The 18,447-nt window shown below is 52.0% G+C and carries 13 protein-coding genes; 6 read left to right on the forward strand and 7 right to left on the reverse strand.

Annotation, left to right across the window (positions count from 1 at the left end; all coding sequences use genetic code 11):
* Window positions 1-6: 6 nt before the first annotated feature.
* Window positions 7-2,424 (reverse strand): maltodextrin phosphorylase, encoded by a 2,418-nt coding sequence (gene malP, locus A7K98_RS03110; protein WP_087487254.1) that lies wholly within the window; start codon window positions 2,422-2,424, stop codon window positions 7-9.
* Window positions 2,425-2,717: 293 nt separating this feature from the next.
* On the opposite strand from malP, the gene malT reads away from it, so the two are divergent.
* Complete coding sequence (gene malT / locus A7K98_RS03115) at window positions 2,718-5,444, forward strand: HTH-type transcriptional regulator MalT (RefSeq protein WP_087487255.1); 2,727 nt, start codon at window positions 2,718-2,720, stop codon at window positions 5,442-5,444.
* A 40-nt stretch (window positions 5,445-5,484) separates the two neighbouring features.
* Here malT and A7K98_RS03120 read toward each other — a convergent pair whose 3' ends face one another.
* Complete coding sequence (locus tag A7K98_RS03120) at window positions 5,485-7,275, reverse strand: tannase/feruloyl esterase family alpha/beta hydrolase (protein ID WP_087487256.1); 1,791 nt, start codon at window positions 7,273-7,275, stop codon at window positions 5,485-5,487.
* A 232-nt stretch (window positions 7,276-7,507) separates the two neighbouring features.
* Between A7K98_RS03120 and A7K98_RS03125 the strand changes: the two genes are divergently transcribed.
* From A7K98_RS03125 to A7K98_RS03140, 3 genes are all read left to right on the forward strand, one after another.
* On the forward strand, window positions 7,508-7,948 hold the full coding sequence (locus A7K98_RS03125; protein WP_087487257.1) for a hypothetical protein: 441 nt from the start codon (window positions 7,508-7,510) through the stop codon (window positions 7,946-7,948).
* Between the two features lie 295 nt (window positions 7,949-8,243).
* Window positions 8,244-9,308 carry a sugar ABC transporter substrate-binding protein gene (locus tag A7K98_RS03135; RefSeq protein WP_087487259.1) on the forward strand — a complete coding sequence of 355 codons (1,065 nt, stop codon included), beginning with the start codon at window positions 8,244-8,246 and terminating at the stop codon, window positions 9,306-9,308.
* A 9-nt stretch (window positions 9,309-9,317) separates the two neighbouring features.
* The gene (locus A7K98_RS03140; protein ID WP_087487260.1) at window positions 9,318-10,559 is read left to right on the forward strand and encodes an LVIVD repeat-containing protein; all 1,242 of its coding nucleotides are present in this window, start codon (window positions 9,318-9,320) and stop codon (window positions 10,557-10,559) included.
* Window positions 10,560-10,598: 39 nt separating this feature from the next.
* Here A7K98_RS03140 and A7K98_RS03145 read toward each other — a convergent pair whose 3' ends face one another.
* On the reverse strand, window positions 10,599-11,933 hold the full coding sequence (locus tag A7K98_RS03145) for an aminotransferase-like domain-containing protein (protein ID WP_087490338.1): 1,335 nt from the start codon (window positions 11,931-11,933) through the stop codon (window positions 10,599-10,601).
* Window positions 11,934-12,039: 106 nt separating this feature from the next.
* Between A7K98_RS03145 and A7K98_RS03150 the strand changes: the two genes are divergently transcribed.
* Both A7K98_RS03150 and A7K98_RS03155 read left to right on the forward strand, forming a co-directional pair.
* Window positions 12,040-12,924 carry a DMT family transporter gene (locus A7K98_RS03150; protein WP_087487261.1) on the forward strand — a complete coding sequence of 295 codons (885 nt, stop codon included), beginning with the start codon at window positions 12,040-12,042 and terminating at the stop codon, window positions 12,922-12,924.
* Window positions 12,925-13,092: 168 nt separating this feature from the next.
* On the forward strand, window positions 13,093-14,364 hold the full coding sequence (locus A7K98_RS03155; protein WP_087487262.1) for a flavin-containing monooxygenase: 1,272 nt from the start codon (window positions 13,093-13,095) through the stop codon (window positions 14,362-14,364).
* A gap of 165 nt (window positions 14,365-14,529) precedes the next feature.
* On the opposite strand, the gene A7K98_RS03160 is transcribed toward A7K98_RS03155, so the two are convergent.
* The 4 genes from A7K98_RS03160 to A7K98_RS03175 are packed head-to-tail and all read right to left on the reverse strand — an operon-like array spanning window position 14,530 to window position 18,443.
* Window positions 14,530-15,366 carry an urea carboxylase-associated family protein gene (locus A7K98_RS03160; RefSeq protein WP_087487263.1) on the reverse strand — a complete coding sequence of 279 codons (837 nt, stop codon included), beginning with the start codon at window positions 15,364-15,366 and terminating at the stop codon, window positions 14,530-14,532.
* 17 nt (window positions 15,367-15,383) lie between these two features.
* Window positions 15,384-16,088, reverse strand: coding sequence for a GntR family transcriptional regulator (locus tag A7K98_RS03165; RefSeq protein WP_087487264.1), 705 nt, complete (start codon window positions 16,086-16,088; stop codon window positions 15,384-15,386).
* 9 nt (window positions 16,089-16,097) lie between these two features.
* Window positions 16,098-17,606, reverse strand: a complete 1,509-nt coding sequence (locus tag A7K98_RS03170; RefSeq protein ID WP_087487265.1) for an amino acid ABC transporter permease/ATP-binding protein — start codon at window positions 17,604-17,606, stop codon at window positions 16,098-16,100.
* A 21-nt stretch (window positions 17,607-17,627) separates the two neighbouring features.
* Window positions 17,628-18,443 (reverse strand): transporter substrate-binding domain-containing protein, encoded by an 816-nt coding sequence (locus A7K98_RS03175; RefSeq protein WP_087487266.1) that lies wholly within the window; start codon window positions 18,441-18,443, stop codon window positions 17,628-17,630.
* Between the last annotated feature and the right edge of the window lie 4 nt (window positions 18,444-18,447).

An 18,447-nucleotide genomic window follows, 5' to 3' on the forward strand; every position in this document is an offset into this window, starting at 1 on the left:
GCCTCCTTAGCGTTTTGCCTGCCAGATTCGTTGCTGATAGTCACGGATAGAACGATCGGAGCTGAAGATACCGACACGGGCAGTATTAAGAATCGTTTTACGGGTCCAGAGGGCACGGTCGCGATACTGATCGGCTGCTTGTTGCTGTGACTGGCAATAAGCCGCAAAGTCAGCCAATACCAGATAGGGATCGCCGCCACTGAGCAGGCTGTCGAGCATCAGCCGGAAGGCATCAGTATCTCCGTCGCTGAAGAAACCGTTTTCCAGTTCGGTAAGGATCGCATCGAGATGCTTATCTTTTTTGCGGATCTTAAGCGGATCATAACCCGCGGCCTGCAATGCCTTCACCTGATCGACCGTATTACCAAAAATAAAGATATTCTCTTCACCGACCTGTTCGGCGATTTCCACATTGGCACCATCCAGAGTTCCGATAGTCAGTGCACCGTTCAGCGCCAGCTTCATATTGCCGGTGCCGGAAGCTTCTTTACCGGCGGTGGAAATTTGCTCGGAGAGATCAGCTGCCGGAATCATCAGTTCGGCAACCGAGACCCGGTAATCCGGAATAAACACCACTTTCAGACGTCCGGCCACCAGTGGGTCATGGTTAATCTTTTCGGCAACCTTGTTAATCGCATAAATAATATTTTTCGCCAGGTAGTACCCGGGAGCGGCTTTGGCACCAAACAGGAACACCCGCGGCACAATATCGGCCTTTGGATTGTCCCGTAACCGGCGGTACAACGACAAAATATGCAGCAGATTCAGATGCTGGCGTTTGTATTCGTGCAGGCGTTTAATCTGCACATCAAACATCGCTTCAGGGTTCAGCTCCAGCCCGGTGACATGTTTGACGTACTGCACCAGCTTATCTTTGTTATCACGTTTAATTTGCTGATAACGCTGACAGAACGCAGGGTCATCTACTGCACTTTCCAGCTGCTTCAGCGCATCGAGGTTGTCTACCCACGAGCAGTCCAGCCGCTGATCAATCAGGTCAGATAATGCCGGATTACACAATTTGAGCCAGCGGCGCGGGGTAATGCCGTTGGTCACATTATGGAATTTGTTGGGCCAGAGCTGGTGATATTCCGGAAACAGATCCTTCACCACCAGTTCTGAATGGAGGGCCGCCACGCCGTTAACCGCAAAACCACTGACCACACACAGGTTGGCCATACGTATCTGTCGGTCCTGGTGGACGGAAAGTTTCTCCCAGACTTCCGGCTGGCCCGGCCACTGTTTCTCAACCAGTTTTTTAAATCGCGCATTCAGGGTTTTGATGATTGAGAAGTGGCGTGGCAGCAGGCTCTTAACCAGTTTTTCGTCCCAGCGCTCCAGTGCTTCAGGCATCAGCGTATGGTTGGTATAGGCGAAAGTACGGCTGCTGATCTCCCAGGCGGCATCCCAGTCCAGTTGATGTTCATCAATCAGAATACGCAACAATTCCGGGATAGCAATTGTCGGGTGGGTATCATTCAGCTGGATCACTTCATACTTTGGTAAATCCGCAATCTTACGTCCCGCCTTATGGTGGCGCCGCAAAATATCGGCAACGGAGCAGGCACACTGGAAATATTGCTGCATCAGACGCAGGCGTTTCCCGGCATCATGATTATCGTTGGGGTAGAGTACTTTAGTCAGTTTTGCGGCATCAATTCCCTGCTGTTCAGCGTGCAGAAATTTTCCGTCATTGAACAGACTCAGGTCGAACGGATGAACGTTGGTGGCCTGCCATAACCGCAATGGTTGGCTGATGCCGTTACGGTAGCCTACAACCGGTAAATCATGAGCTTCCCCGCGCAGAGTAAAGGCTGGTTGCCACTGCTCTTTGCCGTGGCTGTCACGGGTCAGTTTGCCACCAAAAGCCACATCTACCGACAGGGCGCTGTTGTGGCTGAACCACGGATAGCTTTCGCGCTGCCAGTTATCTGGTGCTTCGTGTTGCTGGCCCTGGTCGAATGACTGGCGAAACAGGCCATACTGATAATTAAGGCCATAGCCGGTCGCAGACTGGCCCACTGTTGCCATCGAATCCAGAAAACAGGCGGCCAGTCGGCCTAAGCCACCGTTGCCAAGTGCCGGGTCGGTCTCCTGTTCCAGTACATCGGCCAGTTCCACATTGTATTGTTTCAGGGTATCTGCCACGGTCTGATACCAGTCGAGGTTGATCAGATTGTTGGAGGTCAGACGGCCTATCAGGAACTCCATCGAAATATAATTGACGTGACGTTGTTTCTTGTCTGTGATTGCTGCTGACGGTTGCGCCCGGAGAAGTTCGGAGAGGGCTGCACTGGTTGCCTGCCACCACTGATGTGGAGTCATCTCCTCAGCCTGCTGCAAACCAAATCCCTGCCACTGGCGTTTTAGTGCGTCTGAGAATTGCGTCTTATCTAAAGTCACCTGATCACCTGCCTCATTCATTGGTCATGATTGGAATAGATTATCGCTATGCTGTATCCAGTAGCGGTCGGCGGCATCCTCCTGATAACGATTAGACAGGGAGGAGGAACAGGGCGTAGCCGGAGGATACTGGCCTGAGAAGAAAAGACTCTAAAAAGCGTTGCTCAAAATGTGACGGAGAGCAACTAAACGATATGTAAAAACGTAACAATATTGCAATTGATATTTCAAAGGTGGAATTTATAAAAAAAAATTAATTCAGTTAATTAAATAAAGATGATGCAGGCCGGAGACGGCGATAAGAGCCGGATATTATGCTGATACCTTCTAAACTTAGCCGCCCTGTGCGGCAACAGAATACTGTAGTCAGGGAACGACTGCTGAAGCGGCTGTCAATGGCTCCGGCGTATCGTTTAACTCTGGTTTCCGGCCCCGCCGGTTACGGAAAAACAACACTGGTTTCTCACTGGGCTGCCGGTAACAATGATCTGGGCTGGTACTCTCTGGATGAAGGTGATAATCAGCCGGAGCGTTTTGCCGGTTACCTGATGGCTGCGATTCAACAGGCTTGTGGGGGGCACTGTGTTAAAAGTGAAGCCATGAGCCAGAAACATCAGTATGCCAGCCTGTCAGCCCTGTTTTCTCAGCTGTTTGTTGAGCTTTCTGACTGGCACCGGCCACTTCTGCTGGTAATTGATGATTATCATCTGATTTCTAATGACGAAATTCATGATGCGATGCGTTTCTTTTTGCGTCACCAGCCGGAAAATGTTTCCCTGGTCATTCTCTCCCGGACTCTGCCTCCGCTGGGAATTGCTAACCTGCGGGTGCGTGAGCAACTTCTGGAACTGACGACCCTTCAGCTAGCATTTACTCATGAGGAAACTCAGCAATTTTTTGACTACCGTCTGAAAGACCCGATTGACCAAAGCGACAGTCGGCAATTATGTGACGAAGTTGCTGGTTGGGTCACAGCGTTACAATTAATCGCGTTTTCCGCACGTCAGTCTGTCGGTTCCCCGCAACAATCCGCTCGTCAGTCAGCCAGTAAACTGTCCGGGCTGAATGCCAGCCATCTGTGTGAATATCTGTCGGATGAAGTGTTGGGCAGGGAAGATGCTGCTACCCGCGATTTTCTGTTACGCAGTTCAGTTTTACGCTCAATGAATGATGCCCTGATTATGCGTCTGACCGACGGTAATTATGGTCAGCAGCGGCTGGAAGAGCTGGAGCGGCAAGGGCTGTTTATCCACCGGATGGATGATAGCGGTGAATGGTTTAATTTCCATCCACTGTTTGCCGGTTTTTTGCGACAGCGCTGCCAGAGAGAACTGGCTGCTGAGCTGCCGGCCATCCACCGGGCAGCCGCAGAAGGCTGGCTGGCTCAGGGCTTTCCTGCAGAGGCGATTTACCATGCACTGGGTGCCAGTGATACGGTGCTGCTAAGGGAAATTCTGTTACAGAACGCCTGGACGCTGTTTAACCAGAGCGAATTACTGCTGCTTGAACAGTGCCTGAATGCATTGCCTTATGAACTATTGATAGACGAGCCAAAACTGGTGCTGTTACAGGCCTGGCTGGCGCAGAGCCAGCACCGGTACAGTGAAGTGGATGCTTTACTGATGCTTGCCGAAGAAGAGATGCAACGGCGGCATATTGAAATACCGACGGAGGTGATGGCCGAGTTTGATGCACTTCGTGCCCAGGTAGCGATTAACGATGGTCGTCAGGATGAAGCCGAAGCGCTGGCCGCCAATGCGCTGGACTATCTGCCACATGAGAGTTACTACAGCCGGATTGTTGCCACCTCTGTGACAGGGGAGATTCAGCACTGCAGAGGCGATTTAGTGCGTGCACTGCCACTGATGCAACAAACGGAGCAAATAGCTCTGCGACATCAGGCCTACCATTATGCCCTTTGGGCGTTACTGCAACAGAGTGAAATTCTGATTGCCCAGGGATTCCTGCAGGCAGCTTATGAAATGCAGGACAGGGCATTTGAACTGGTCAGGGAACAGCATTTAGAGCAGTTGCCGATGCATGAGTTTTTGCTGCGTTTACGTTCCCAGGTGTTATGGTCCTGGTCGCGACTGGATGCTGCTGAGCAGTCGGCACGGGAAGGGCTGGCGGTACTGGATAATTATCAGCCGCAACAGCAGTTACAGTGCCTGGCGATGCTGGCAAAATGCGCTCTGGCCCGTGGTCAGATTGATAACGCCGGCTACCATTTACAGCGTTGTGAAATGCTGCTGAAAAACGGTCAGTATCATACCGACTGGATCACTAACACCGATAAACCGCGCGTTATTTACTGGCAAATGACCGGTGATAAAGCGGCGGCACGCCAGTGGTTACTTCAGGCCCGTAAACCGGAAGTCGCAGGTAATCATTTTCAGCAAGGCCAGTGGCGAAACATTGCCAGAGTGCAGATCTTACTCGAAAAATATAATGAAGCCGAAGTGGTACTGGATGAGCTGAATCAGAATGCCCGCCAGCTGCGGCTGATAAGCGATCTGAACCGCAACCTGTTACTGAGTAATCTGCTTTACTGGCAGACCGGTCGGAAAACCGATGCCCAGCGGGCTCTGACGGAGGCGCTGACTCTGGCGAACCGTACCGGATTTATCAGCCATTTTGTGATTGAAGGCGAAATGATGGCACAGCAGCTGCGCCAGTTAATCCAGCTCAACCTGCTACCTGAACTGGAACTGCGAAGGGCAGAGCAGATACTGCGGGAGATTAACCAGCATCACCGGCATAAGTTTGCCCATTTTGATGAGGGATTTGTCAGCAAATTACTGACTAACCCGCAGGTACCAGAGCTTATACGCACCAGCCCGCTGACACAGCGCGAGTGGCAGGTGCTGGGACTGATTTATTCGGGATACAGCAATGATCAGATTGCCGGTGAACTGGACGTGGCTTCCACGACCATTAAAACTCATATCCGCAATTTGTATCAGAAACTGGGTGTGGCTCATCGCCAGGAAGCGGTACAGCAGGCACAGCAGCTGTTGAAAGTGATGGGATACAGCGCCTGAAAATGTTCCGGCACTGAAATGCAGTGCCGGAAAGCGAAGATTATTTCTGCGCAACTACCTGTAGTTGATTATCTTTAACCTGATAATTTTTCTGATTATCAGGACCTATCCATCCTATCGCTTCATTGCCAAAGGCGACTTTGGCAAAAGCTTCCGATTTCACCGGCTTATAGCTGGCAGCATCGTTAACGTCTCCGTGGCCTTTGTAGACGGCAATATACGGATAAGGATATACCGGCCGGGTAGCTTTTAACGCAGGGACCGGTGACGCATAAGGGACACTCGGGCGCTGCATACCGTGGAACTGAGCTTCATTCGCATCGGATTTGCTGTCGTTTTTCGCCGGAGCCGGAGGGGCGGCTGGCATCATGGATTGTGGATGCAGACTTTTTCCGGTAATTAACTGCTCAGGTGCCTTACCTTGCTCTGTCCAGGCCATCAATGGTGTCAGCAAATCGACCTGATCATAGCCATCGCCGCCACCGCAGTGACCAACTCCCGGCAACAGGAAGTAACGCAGGAAAGAGTCGGTCGCCTGCTGGCCCAGAGTTTTCACCACACCCCGGTAATACGCCTGAGAGATGACCGGACTGATGGAGTCGTCAGCCAGCCCCTGCCAGAGGATGAGCTTCCCGCCCTGACCACGATAAGCGCTGAGATTAGTATTGGTGGCGTTGTACAGCGGTGCATATTCATTGACCCGTTTAAAGTTAGCTGCAGTTAACGGGAAATCTTTCATTGAGCTAATTTTGCTGTGACCAGGTGCTAACAGTACTGACTGCAAGGCAGGCAGAACCATCGATTCAGATGGCGAGGCGGCATCCGCTGTGGCAGGCACAGGCCAGCGTAATTCTGAACCAATCGGGAATCCGCCCAACACATACTTATGGCCGTGGTCGTCACTGGCCCCTTCATAGTAACGGCTGACCACAGAGAGTTCTTCAGCGGTCAGACAGGATGAATGATCGCTCTCGCCAGGCTTACACAGCTTAAACCAGGAGGGAGAAAAGTGGCAGGCATAGGGATTTTGCAAAATGCCGTCGTTGACACCGGACAGCGTCGGGCAGTGTGCCAGTGCGGTGCGGTGGATTAATTCCAGACGGTCTTTCAGCAGAATAGCGCTGCCATCGGCCCGCTGGTTAGCTACGACGCTCCAGCCATGAAAGAACGAGTTCTGAATGGTAAATAACGCCGCAGGGGCTCCGGCTGAAATACCGTTGAAATCCTGCGGAAAGCGTTCGGCTTCCATCAGTGCTTCACGGCCGCCATCGGAACAGCCCATAAAGTAGGAGTATTTTGGCGGTTGTTTGTACCAGGCCTCAATCACTGCTTTTGACAGCAGAGCCGTCAGGTGGTTGGCGCGCCAGGCGAAATCAATCCGTTTTTGCGGGTCATCTGCCCAACTGGCATCCATCATGCTGCCACTGTGCCCCATATCGGTTGCGGCGACTACAAATTCACCATTCATAGCCGGGGTGCAGCCTGAGGTATTGGACAGGCTGAGATTGATACTTCCGCACAAGCCACCACAGCCTACCTGCAGAAAACGCTGTGTCCAGTGGCTGGCAGGTAAGGCGATTTGTACGCCAATATCCGGCGCTATGGTGGCAGTAACTTTGCAGTAACTGCCTTTGGGGCTGTTTTCGCTGCGGGCAGAGGTAATCTTTACTCCTGCACCTGTCTGAGCAGAAAAGTCCTGTTGTGCCAGTGCACTACAGTCGCCTGAGGGCTGAACTACTGGCAGGGTCGTGGCAGCCTGCGTCAGCGGGCTGAACAGACAGTAAAGCAATGCGACAGCCAGTATCCGCAGAGTCATCTGAAAATGTTTCATAAATATCGATCCGTTTATAAAAAGTCTGCTGAAAGGAGAATCACCGGGCGGGAAGCGGCACTCTGCTCTGTGCAGGCAGACTGCTGTTTCTGAGTGTTCCCGGCTATCCGGGCGAGCAGATAAACAGCTTACAGTCCGTCTGCCGGGCTGTATATTGCTGAAAGCGTAAAATAATCGATAAAACAGTGTTGCAGAGGCGCAAAGGGCGCTGCCTGAAACCGGAGGGATTACCATGTCAGGTTACTTTTTTTCTGTATCAGCAGATTCCATAGCATTTTATCAGCCACCAACACAGTTAATGCTTGAGCTGCATGGTGGCTACCAGCAAGCCGCTGCCGGATTATTCAACGGCGGGCAGGTAGATGCCTGGGGGGTAGAAACGTTGATCTATCGTGTGGAAGAGATTCTCGAATCGCAGGGTGGCAAACTGCCTGCGCCTGGCGAAGCTGCCAGTAGCGATGCGCTGCTTTTCCAGGTCAGCGATCTTTGGCTGGACGGCAGCAATGAAATTACTCCAGAGGCTCTGGAAAGCGCCTTTAATCAGCTGACTGACCGGCTCTCTTACAGTCCGTTGTCGCTTACGGCGCAGGAAACTATCGCATTTTGCTATCTGGTTTTTTTACGGGAGATGACCCACCACCTGCGTATCAGCCATATCCGCTATCAGCCCTGAAACGATATACAGATAAATTATATGGCTGCCTGCGTAAGGCGGTAGCCAGTAGTTAACGGATTAGGTAGTATCACGTTCAGACATCCAGACGGATATATGTTTGGACGGATATCGCAGGCAAACTATCCGGCTCTACGGACCCAGGTGTTCCGACGGGTGCCCGGTGAGGACAGCCAGCTAAAAACCAGGCAGGGCCCGGCCATGCCTCAGGAAAATAGCCGCAGTCGTTCTCTGCACTATTTTCTGAAAATCACAATAATCAGCCTGATTACAGGCGAAAATTTCGGGGCAGAAGATGAAAAAAATAGCACTCTCGTTACTGGCACTGAGTTTACTTAGCAGTACGGCGGCCTTCGCCGAAACCCCGGCGCCGCTGCCGGCAGCACTGGCAAATCATCAGGGGCCGGTTCGTATTGCGGTGATCCGTAACCTTGGTTCAGACGACAATACCACCCAGTTTGTGGCCGGAGCCATTAAACAGGCGCGTAAGCTGGGCTTTAAAGTGAATACTTTTCTGAGCAACGGTGATGACGCCCGTTTTCAGGATTTCGTAAATCAGGCTATTACTCAGAAGTATGACGGAATTATTCTGTCGCAGGGCCGCGCACCTTATTCTGAAGAGCTGGTTAAACGGATTGTCAAAGCAGGCATTGCAGTGTCTGTGTTCGATACCGCAGTACCGGATACTATTCCCGGTGTGACCGTGACTCAGCAGGATGATGCATCTCTGACCGATATGTCCTTCGGACAGCTGGTAAAAGATTTTCATGGTAAGGCCAATATCGTAAAACTGTGGGTGGCTGGCTTCCCGCCAATGGATCGTCGTGAAAAAGAGTACCAGAAACTGCTGCAACAAAACCCGGGCATCAAACAGCTGGAATCGCTGGGGGCTGTCTCCAGTGACGTTCAGGGAGATACTGCTAATAAAGTCGGTGCTATTCTGGCGAAATATCCAAAAGGCAAAATTGATGCTATCTGGGGATCCTGGGATGCCTTTAGTCAGGGTGCATATAAAGCTCTGCAGGAAAATGGCCGTACCGAGATTAAGTTGTACAGCATTGATATTTCCAATCAGGATCTGCAGATGATGCACAGTAAAAACAGCCCGTGGCAGATGACTGCGGCGGTAGATCCGCAGCTGATTGGGGCTACTAATGTGCGTCTGGTAGCACTGAAAATTGCCGGCGAAAAAACTCCGGCCACTTATGATTTTAAAGCGTCATCAGTATCTCAGGCTTTGCTGAATCAGCAGAGTGGTGATGTGAATATGGCCAGCCTGGCTAAAATTATCCCGGGCTGGGGCCAGACTAATGATTTTGTCGAACCCTGGTTTGCCACTCTGGAAGCCAAAGCAAAGTAAGGGGGCAATATGAGCTCATTACCGCAACCTGATTACAGCCGTAATATGCGGCTGATCGGGCACAGCGATCAGGGCGGCAGACCTGACGGGGTGCAGCTGATGGTGCACCGTGGCTTTGCTTATATCGGCCATATGGTCTCCTCAGGCTTTTCGGTCGTGGATGTGCGTGATCCCTCCCGGCCAAAAACGGTCAATTATGTTGCCGCACCGCCAGGTACATGGAATGTCCATTTACAGGCTCACGATGATCTGCTGCTGGTCATCAACGCCCGCGATCTGTTTGCTGATGTGCGCTTCGCTGACGAAAAGGTTTATTACACCCGGCAGGTAGGCCACACGGTAAGTGATGTACAGGATAAAGGCTGGAGTGCCGGGCTGCGGATCTTTGATATTTCTTCTCCAGAGCAACCCCGCGAGATCAGTTTTCTGTCCCTGAGTGGCATTGGTATTCACCGCATCTGGTATGTGGGCGGCCGTTGGGCCTATGTGTCGGCACTGATCGATGGCTTTACGGATTACATCTTCCTGACTATTGATCTGGCCGATCCACATAAACCGTCGGTTGCCGGGAAATGGTGGTTGCCGGGGATGAATCAGCAGGCAGGTGAAGTACCTGACTGGCCGGAAGGCAAACGTTATGCATTCCATCATGCGATCATCAGCGGCGATACCGCTTATGGCTGCTGGCGGGATGGTGGGCTGACGATTCTGGATGTGAAAGACCGGACTGCCCCTCAATTGCTGAGCCACCGCAACTGGAGCCCACCGTTTGGCGGAGGGACACACACCGCGCTACCGTTGCCGGATCGCGATCTGCTGGTGGTGCTGGATGAGGCGGTGCTGGATGAGCAACAGGACGGTGAAAAACTGATCTGGTTGTTTGATATCCGTGATAAGACCAACCCGGTGAGTATTTCTACCTTCCCGCAACCGGATGAAACCGATTATGTGGCTAAAGGGTCGCATTTTGGGCCGCATAACCTGCATGAAAACCGACCGGGTAGCTTTATCAGTTCAACGCTGATTTTTGCCACCTATCAGAATGCCGGGGTCAGGGCTTACGATATCAGCAATCCGTATCGTCCGGTGGAAACGGGAGCTTTGGTGCCTGCCGCACCGCAAAAGATGATGGATACCCGACCCGGGAGACCACGGGTGATCCAGTCCTGTGATGTGTTTGTTGATGCCGAAGGTATTATTTACAGCACCGACTACAATGCCGGGCTGTCGATTATCGAATACCTGGGATAATCTGATAAGCCAGCCTGCCGGCTGGCTTTTTTTCTGACATTACAGATCCCTGTAATACTCAATCGCCTCTCTGACCTGCTGTAACGCAGTTTTCAGGACCGTGAGATCCACCGATCCCAGAGCGATTCGTAATGCATTGGGAGGATTTGCCGTCACCGAAAAGGGCTCTGCCGTTGAAACTGCGATCTTCATCGCTGCCAGGCGGCTGGCGACTTGTCCGGCACGTATCTCACCGGTCAGTGGTATCCAGAGAAAATAAGAGTCAGGATGGCCTGTCGGGTTCAGATAACCCAGAATCTGGCGGGCCAGTGTCTGACGTTGTCTGGCATCCTGACGTTTCATCACTTCTAACCGCTCGACCGTACCGTCCTGCAACCATCCTCTGATCAGGCTGGTCAGCAATGCAGGAGTGTTCCAGCTGGTAGCCCGTATAGCCCGCTCCAGTTGTGGCCGATAGCTGGCCGGAGCCACTACCACTCCAACCCGCAACCCGGTCGCGATATTTTTCGAAAAACCAGCAACATACAAGGTGCGTTCCGGTGCGAACCGACATAGCGGGGGAGGTGGTTTCTTTACCAGCCGGGCATAAGCTGCATCTTCAATAATTAACAGATCATGTTGGCGGCAGATAGCTGTTACGGCTTTGCGCTGAGCGCTGGTTAATACCCAACCCAGTGGATTATGCAGGGTCGGCATGCTGTACAGCGCCTTGATACGTCTCTGCTGGCAAAGCAATTGCAGCGCAGAGAGATCCGGTCCGTGAGAAGTCACTGGTATGGGAACGACTTCCAGATGACACAGGCTGGCCAGGGCCTTAAATCCGGGATAAGTCACTGCATCGACAGCTATCACATCCCCGGGTTGCAACAGGCTCATCAGAATAATACTCAGGCCATGCTGAGCACCATTAACGATTAACAGATCCTCAGCACTGGCACTCACCCCGGCAGCCTTTACCCAGTCAGCCATTACCTGTCTGTCGGCCAGCCTGCCGGCATGAGGCTGATAACGCAGTAAGGCTTCCGGGTTGCTACTGTCACTTAACCGTCGCAGTGCCTCCCGTAACCAGGGGGTTTGTTGTTCCAGCATCGGATAGTTAAAACTCAGATCCACAATATCACTGGCAATTTCCTGCTGATCGACACCCATCCCCGGCGGTAATGAAATATCTCTGACAAAGGTACCGCGTCCGGTTTCACCCTGAACCAGCCCCATGCTCATCAGTTCGGCATAAACGCGGCTGGCAGTAGCCAGTGAAATATGGTGCTGAAGGGCGAGAGCACGGTGAGTGGGCAGCCGGTGCCCGGCCACCAGCCTGCCGTGACGGATATCTGTCGCAAACTGATCCACCAGGGATTTGTAGCGGTTTCTCATCAGATGTATCCATGACAATTTTTTGATTGTCATAAATGATGCGAATTAATCTCCTTCGGGTCAACCGGATGATTTTCCGGGGTACCCGTCTTACAGGGGATAACTAATGATTAAACAGACTGACCGGCCGGGGCGTGGGCCACTGGCCGGGATTATGCAGGGGCTCACCGGGGTGAGCATTTTTAGTGGCTCGTTACCGGCTACCCGTATCGCTGTTCAGCAGATGGATCCGCTGTTCCTGACATTTTGCCGGGCAGCGATCGCCGGTCTGCTGGCATTACTGCTGGTATTTCGCCAGCGGGACCGCTGGACCAGGCTAAACCGTCGTGATATTGCCGGGTTAGTTACGGTAGCAGCCGGAGTGGTGATCGGTTTTCCTCTGCTCAGTGCGTTGGCGCTGCAACAGATGAGTGCCTCTCATTCGATCATTTTTCTGGCACTGTTACCCCTGATGACGGCGCTGTTTGCGGTGTTACTGGGTGCTGAACGCCCGGCGATCCGTTTCTGGGTGTCTGCATTCTGTGGCAGCGCCCTGGTGGGTGGTTTTTCTGTATCGCAGCCTGGCAGTGGCAGTTTACAGGGGGATGCACTGATGCTGGCTGCAGTGGTGGTCTGTGGTCTGGGATACGCGGAAGGTGCGCGCCTCTCCCGGCGGTTTGGTGGTTTGCAGGTTATTTGCCTGGCGCTGATTTTCTGTCTGCCTCTGACCTTGCCGGTCAGCCTGCTGACGCGTCCGCTCAGTTTTACTGACATTAGTATCAGCGGTCAGCTGGCACTGGGATATGTTTCGCTGTTCAGTATGCTGATAGGGTTTATTTTCTGGTATCAGGGGTTGGCTACCGGGGGGATAGCCGTCGTCGGGCAACTACAGTTATTACAGCCGTTTTTTGGCCTGATATTGTCGGCCCTTCTGCTCCGCGAAACCATTACATTACCTGTGCTGGCGGTCACTGCCGGGGTTATTGTGTGTGTGGCGCTGGCCAGACGGTGAATGCCGGTGATATGGCAGGCAAATGGCTGACCATCATTATTTTATAGCCAGTAACCAGTTTTAAAGTATTTTACTAAAACCTGCTGCGTCCTTACTTTGGAGTCATTAATGATGATTCACTAAGTACAGGGTTATGCTGTACCTGAAACCCTGCAGGGGATAGAGCTAATGACGACTGAGAAACTGGAAATAGATACGCTGGTGGTTGGGGCCGGACAGGCGGGTGTAGCAATGAGTGAACACCTGACCAAACTGGAAATTCCTCACCTGGTGATTGAGCGTAACCGGATTGCCGGTAACTGGAGAAGCCGTCGCTGGGATAGTCTGGTGGCGAATGGCCCGGCCTGGCATGACCGCTTCCCGAATATGGAATTTGCTGATGTCAGTCCTGATGGCTTTGCCCCGAAAGAGAGTGTTGCTGACTACTTTGAAGCCTATGCCGAAAAATTTAATGCACCTATCCGGACCGGTGTTGAAGTTAAAAAAGTAACCCGTAACACAGGGCGTCCCGGATTTACGATTGAAACTTCCGAAGGTGTTATCGAAGCCCGTCGTCTGGTAGCCGCCACCGGTCCTTTCCAGAAACCGGTTATTCCACCGGTGATTCCGCAGGATATCGGTCTGACCCAAATCCACTCCGCCGATTACCATAATCCACAGCAGTTACCTGAAGGTGGTGTACTGGTGGTAGGTGCAGGCTCTTCCGGGGTTCAGATTGCCGAAGAGTTATGCCGTGCCGGCAAAAAAGTCTATCTGTCAGTCGGTGCACATGATCGCCCGCCGCGGGCTTATCGTAACCGTGATTTCTGCTGGTGGCTCGGGGTGCTGGGAGAGTGGGATGCTACGGCGACTAAACCAGGCAAAGAACACGTCACTATTGCCGTCAGCGGTGCCAACGGGGGCTACACCATCGATTTCCGTAAACTGGCGAACGAAGGTGTTAACCTCGTGGGTCTGACCCGTGGTTATGACGATGGTAAAGTCAGCTTTGCTGATGATCTGGCGCAAAATATTGCTAATGGTGATGCCAGCTATCTGGGCATGCTACAGGCTGCCGATCAGTATATCGCCCGTAATGGTCTGGATTTACCTCCGGAACCTGAAGCACACGAAATTCTGCCAGATCCGACCTGCATTACCGATCCGACACTGTCGCTGGATCTGCAGGCTGAAGGAATTACCTCGATCGTCTGGGCTACCGGCTATTCAACCGATTACAGCTGGTTGCAGGTAGATGCTTTTGATGCTCAGGGCAAACCTCAACATCAGCGTGGGATATCTTCCGAGCCGGGAATCTATTTCCTGGGGCTGCCGTGGTTATCACGCCGTGGCTCAACCTTTATCTGGGGTGTCTGGCACGATGCTAAGTATATTGCTGACCAGATTGCTATCCAGCGCCAGTATATGAATTATCACAATCAGTCGGCGACAAAGAAGTAATTTTCTGTTCTCAGCGCCGCCATCAGAACTTACTGGCGGTGCTGAATCCTTAAACTGACTGTCGGCCAACACCAGGGGCAGTGACAGAGCTTTTAATCACAATTTTACCCGCACTACGGTTTCCCCCTGAAGTATTTATCTGACTACAGGGGGATTTTTTTAGCGTTACCAGCTCACCGGTTTCAGCTGCATTCCGTGATTTCCCCGATAATCCGGAGATTTTGGTGAACTCCAGCCAGCCAGCAGTTCTGTCTGAGGTTTGAAAATCTCAACCCCTAACGGCCGGCAAACTTTCAGAGTATCCTCCGCTTCATCTCCCCACATTGGCAGTGATAAGTCACCGCCCGGGCAGGTGGAAATTGCACATAGCAAATCAATCTCAGCGAAAAATTCAAGATAATCACCGGATTGCGCAGGGCAGGCTTTCATAAAGTACTGATCATTATCGTTCAGACCGGTGCACTGGAATACATTCATCACGTCATGCACATCAAATTCAGTCAGGCCCCACGGCTGGACGGCACGTACCAGGTTTGAGTGGCAGTGATGATCAAAATCTTCCCCGGTCAGCAGTTTATTGACATAGGGATCACAGCGGGTGCCCAGCAAATCGTGAACGCGACCGCCATCGCTGTCTATCCCATAATCTGCCAGAGAATCGGCGGTGATGGTGGCCATCGGGCGGATAAATGGCAGGTTCGACCACAGGCGATCGTAAACAGAAAGATGCGCCCGCTGTAGCTGACGGGTGCGGGAGACCCACATTCTTTCCCGTGGATCATGGCGGTTCCAGATATTCAGATCACCTACCTGGGGCCCTTGTGGGGCGGTAATGCGGAACAGATGACCAGCGGGAACTTCCCAGGCAAATCCGGTACGGATTGGCACCAGATGAGAAGAGAGCAGTTCATGCGGACCTTCGGCCAGGGCTTTATAAAACTCGCGGTCCACATCCAGGGCTGAACCAGAGGTACTTTGATAGGCAGCAGGATAATTCGACATCAGGGTAATTCTCCGTATTAAGCGGGATGACTGAAAGAAGCGGTCAGCTGGCGTTCTGAATAATCGAGATAATCGATTAATGCAGAGCAGGCTGCCTGAGATTGTTGCTGGTTCAGTAACGACAAAATGTCGCTGTCGCGGGCAATCCACGGAAGCTGAAACTCCCGCTCTGCGGCACCGCTACAAAACAGCAGGCGCAACTGGGCTAGCAGCACACTAAAAAAATCATTGAAACGCTGGCAGCCTAGCATCTGAACAATACTTTGATGAAAGCGCAGGCTGTGGGTACCTACTTCCCGCCACTGTTCTGCACTGGCTGCCAGAGCCGCGTTGTCCAGATGCTGCTGCATCCGGTTAAGATGAAATTCACTGACTGGTGTGCTGGTAGTGAGTGCCAGCACCTCCAGATGACGACGGGCTTTAAAAATATCGCGAATATCGCGCCGGTCCAGCTGGCGAACAAACACACCGCGATTTTGCTGATAGTTCACCAGCCCTTCGGCGTGCAGAAAACGCAACGCTTCCCGCAAAGTATTACGCGAGCTGTCACAGCGTTCTGCCAGTTCGGTCTCTGCCAGTGGCTGGCCGGCAATCAGATTGCCGTTAATAATATTTTCCCGCAGCAGGGTAGCGACCCGTGCGAAAGCCGGAAGCCCTGAATAATCGGCATTTTCCGGAATTTCAATGTTCAACTGCCGGGATGCATTGCTCAATTCCTGCATCGTGACCTCTCAGGCTGCTGCCATATTGTTGATGAATTTAAAAATCCGGTGGTCGTGCATTTCCAGAATTTCTGCAGGCGGAGCATCTACCCCGATACGGCCCTGTTCCATAAAGACAATCCGGTCAGAGATAGCTAAGGCAAATTTCATTTCATGCGTCACAATCAGCATGGTGATACCTTCTTCCGCCAGTTTCTCAATCACCTGTAATACCTCACTGACCCGCTCCGGATCCAGCGCTGAGGTCGGTTCGTCAAACAGTACTACCGCGGGTTTCATGACCAGAGTTCGGGCAATCGCGACTCTTTGCTGCTGGCCACCGGATAACTGGTGTGGGTATTTATTGGCATGCTCAAGCATGCCCACTTTATCCAGCATGACCAGACTGCGTTGATGGAGCTCTTTACGTGAATCGCTTTGATGTAACAGAGGTGCCAGCATCAGGTTTTCCAGCACCGTTTTATGTGGGAACAGGTTAAATCCCTGAAACACCATACCCAGCCTGGTGATCTGAGCCCGATAGGGTAAGGCATTGTCCCGTTGTCCGGCGGTGATGAATTCTCGTCCTAGCAATTCAACGCTGCCTTCGTCCATTTTTTCCAACCCGTTGACCATTCGGATCAGCGTAGTTTTACCTGAGCCGGAAGGACCGATGATCGAAATAACTTCTCCTGGTCTGACACTGAGGCTGATATCGTTTAATACTGGCTTGCCGTTAAAAGCCTTACTCAAACCGTTCAGTTGCAGTATTGGTTTGGCTGAAGCGCTTTGGCTTTTTCGTATTGCTGTCGGTGTTGCTGGCAAAGATGCCTTTATCTGTTCAGCATCGAAAAAGGCAGGTTTACGGTTTTTCACATCGCACCGGCGTTCCAGCCAGCCAAACAGCCGTTCGAAGACGGTGACAATCAGCACGTAATAGCAGGCCACCGCCAGTAATGTTTCCATTACCTTAAAGTTTTCGGTATACAACCGTTCGCCGACCATCAGAATTTCAGACAGGGAGATGACTGAAACCAGCGATGTCATTTTTACGATGGTAATAAATTCATTCACCAGTGTGGGCAGTGAAATCCGCAGCGACTGTGGAATGATGATGCTGAAACGGATCTGGCGGGTATTAAGCCCCAGTGCCTTACCGGCTTCAAATTGTCCCTGCTGTACCGATATTAAACCGCCACGGTGAATTTCAGCGATGTATGCCGTTTCACTCAAAATTAATGCAATAAGTCCGGCAGCAAAGGGATTGGATAACACCGCGCTGGTTGCCGGTATCATTTGCGGCAGGTTATAGGTAAAAATAAGCAGTACCAGCAACGGCAGGCTGCGAAACAGCCAGATATAGCCTGCAGCCAGATTGCGAATCAGCGGATTAGTGGACTGTTTAGCCAGTGCAACACCCAGCCCCAGCACAATGCCGCCCAGCCACGTCAGTACGCTGAGTTTCACCACCATCCAGCTGGCCTGCCAGAAATCCGCATCGCGGAATAAACTTATCAGATAAGACCAGTCAAAATTCATCTTTGCCCCCGCAGATAACTGTTACAGAGTTCCGGCCAGCGCTTTGGCGACTTCACTGTTATCCGGCATTTGCAGGTTGTATTTGTGCAGTAATACCTGATAGCTGCCATCTTTCACTTTTTGCGCAAATGAGGCTTTTAGCTGGCTAAGCAGTTCCGGGTTATTTTTGTTTACTGCCAGCCCGACGACAACAGGGTAGATAATCCGGGATGAGCTAATTTTTAAGCGTTTACCGGTCTTTTCAACGGTTGCTTTAGCCACGGCCGCGTCCTCGTACTGAACATCGACGGCTCTGGATAGCAGTGCCTGAGCGGCTTCAGGGGAGGTCGGGAACTCAAGCACTGAAATAGCTCCGAGACCTTTTGGCTGACAGTAGTCTGTGGACAGCTTATTCAGCCGGGCGATCCAGGCTCCCCCTTTAATTGATGAAACCCGCTTACCGCATAAGTCTTCCGGCTTTTGCGGTAAAAATGTTGAGTTTGCCTGTACCAGTAATGATCCCCCGGTTTTCATGTACGGAAGAAAGTCAACCTGCTGTGCCCGTTCCGGGGTGACATAAAGCGTGGATGCCACGATATCAAAACGGTTACTTTTCAGGCCCAGGATCAGACTGGCAAAACGGGTATCAACCACTACCGGGGTCAGTTTCAGTGGTGCAGAGATAAGGTTGATAAATTCGGCATCAAAGCCTGCCGGTTTACCCTGATCTAAATAGTTGTACGGAGGATAAGTCAGGTCAGACCCCACCAGAAGATGGCCGGGCTGTAAGGTTGCAGCCTGCGCCAGGCCAAAGAACAGAGGGGCTGCAAGACAGGCTAAACGTAATATGGATTTCATTTCA

Origin of the sequence: Tatumella citrea (assembly GCF_002163585.1) — a bacterium.
In the GTDB taxonomy this organism is placed as follows: domain Bacteria; phylum Pseudomonadota; class Gammaproteobacteria; order Enterobacterales; family Enterobacteriaceae; genus Tatumella; species Tatumella citrea.

Coding starts and splice junctions, on each gene's coding strand:
- malT (WP_087487255.1), top strand. CDS start 2,718: ATGCTGATACCTTCTAAACTTAGCCGCCCTGTGCGGCAACAGAATACT.
- A7K98_RS03145 (WP_087490338.1), bottom strand. CDS start 11,933: ATGAGAAACCGCTACAAATCCCTGGTGGATCAGTTTGCGACAGATATC.
- A7K98_RS03150 (WP_087487261.1), top strand. CDS start 12,040: ATGATTAAACAGACTGACCGGCCGGGGCGTGGGCCACTGGCCGGGATT.
- A7K98_RS03160 (WP_087487263.1), bottom strand. CDS start 15,366: ATGTCGAATTATCCTGCTGCCTATCAAAGTACCTCTGGTTCAGCCCTG.
- A7K98_RS03140 (WP_087487260.1), top strand. CDS start 9,318: ATGAGCTCATTACCGCAACCTGATTACAGCCGTAATATGCGGCTGATC.
- A7K98_RS03135 (WP_087487259.1), top strand. CDS start 8,244: ATGAAAAAAATAGCACTCTCGTTACTGGCACTGAGTTTACTTAGCAGT.
- A7K98_RS03170 (WP_087487265.1), bottom strand. CDS start 17,606: ATGAATTTTGACTGGTCTTATCTGATAAGTTTATTCCGCGATGCGGAT.
- A7K98_RS03175 (WP_087487266.1), bottom strand. CDS start 18,443: ATGAAATCCATATTACGTTTAGCCTGTCTTGCAGCCCCTCTGTTCTTT.
- A7K98_RS03165 (WP_087487264.1), bottom strand. CDS start 16,088: ATGCAGGAATTGAGCAATGCATCCCGGCAGTTGAACATTGAAATTCCG.
- A7K98_RS03120 (WP_087487256.1), bottom strand. CDS start 7,275: ATGAAACATTTTCAGATGACTCTGCGGATACTGGCTGTCGCATTGCTT.
- malP (WP_087487254.1), bottom strand. CDS start 2,424: ATGAATGAGGCAGGTGATCAGGTGACTTTAGATAAGACGCAATTCTCA.
- A7K98_RS03125 (WP_087487257.1), top strand. CDS start 7,508: ATGTCAGGTTACTTTTTTTCTGTATCAGCAGATTCCATAGCATTTTAT.
- A7K98_RS03155 (WP_087487262.1), top strand. CDS start 13,093: ATGACGACTGAGAAACTGGAAATAGATACGCTGGTGGTTGGGGCCGGA.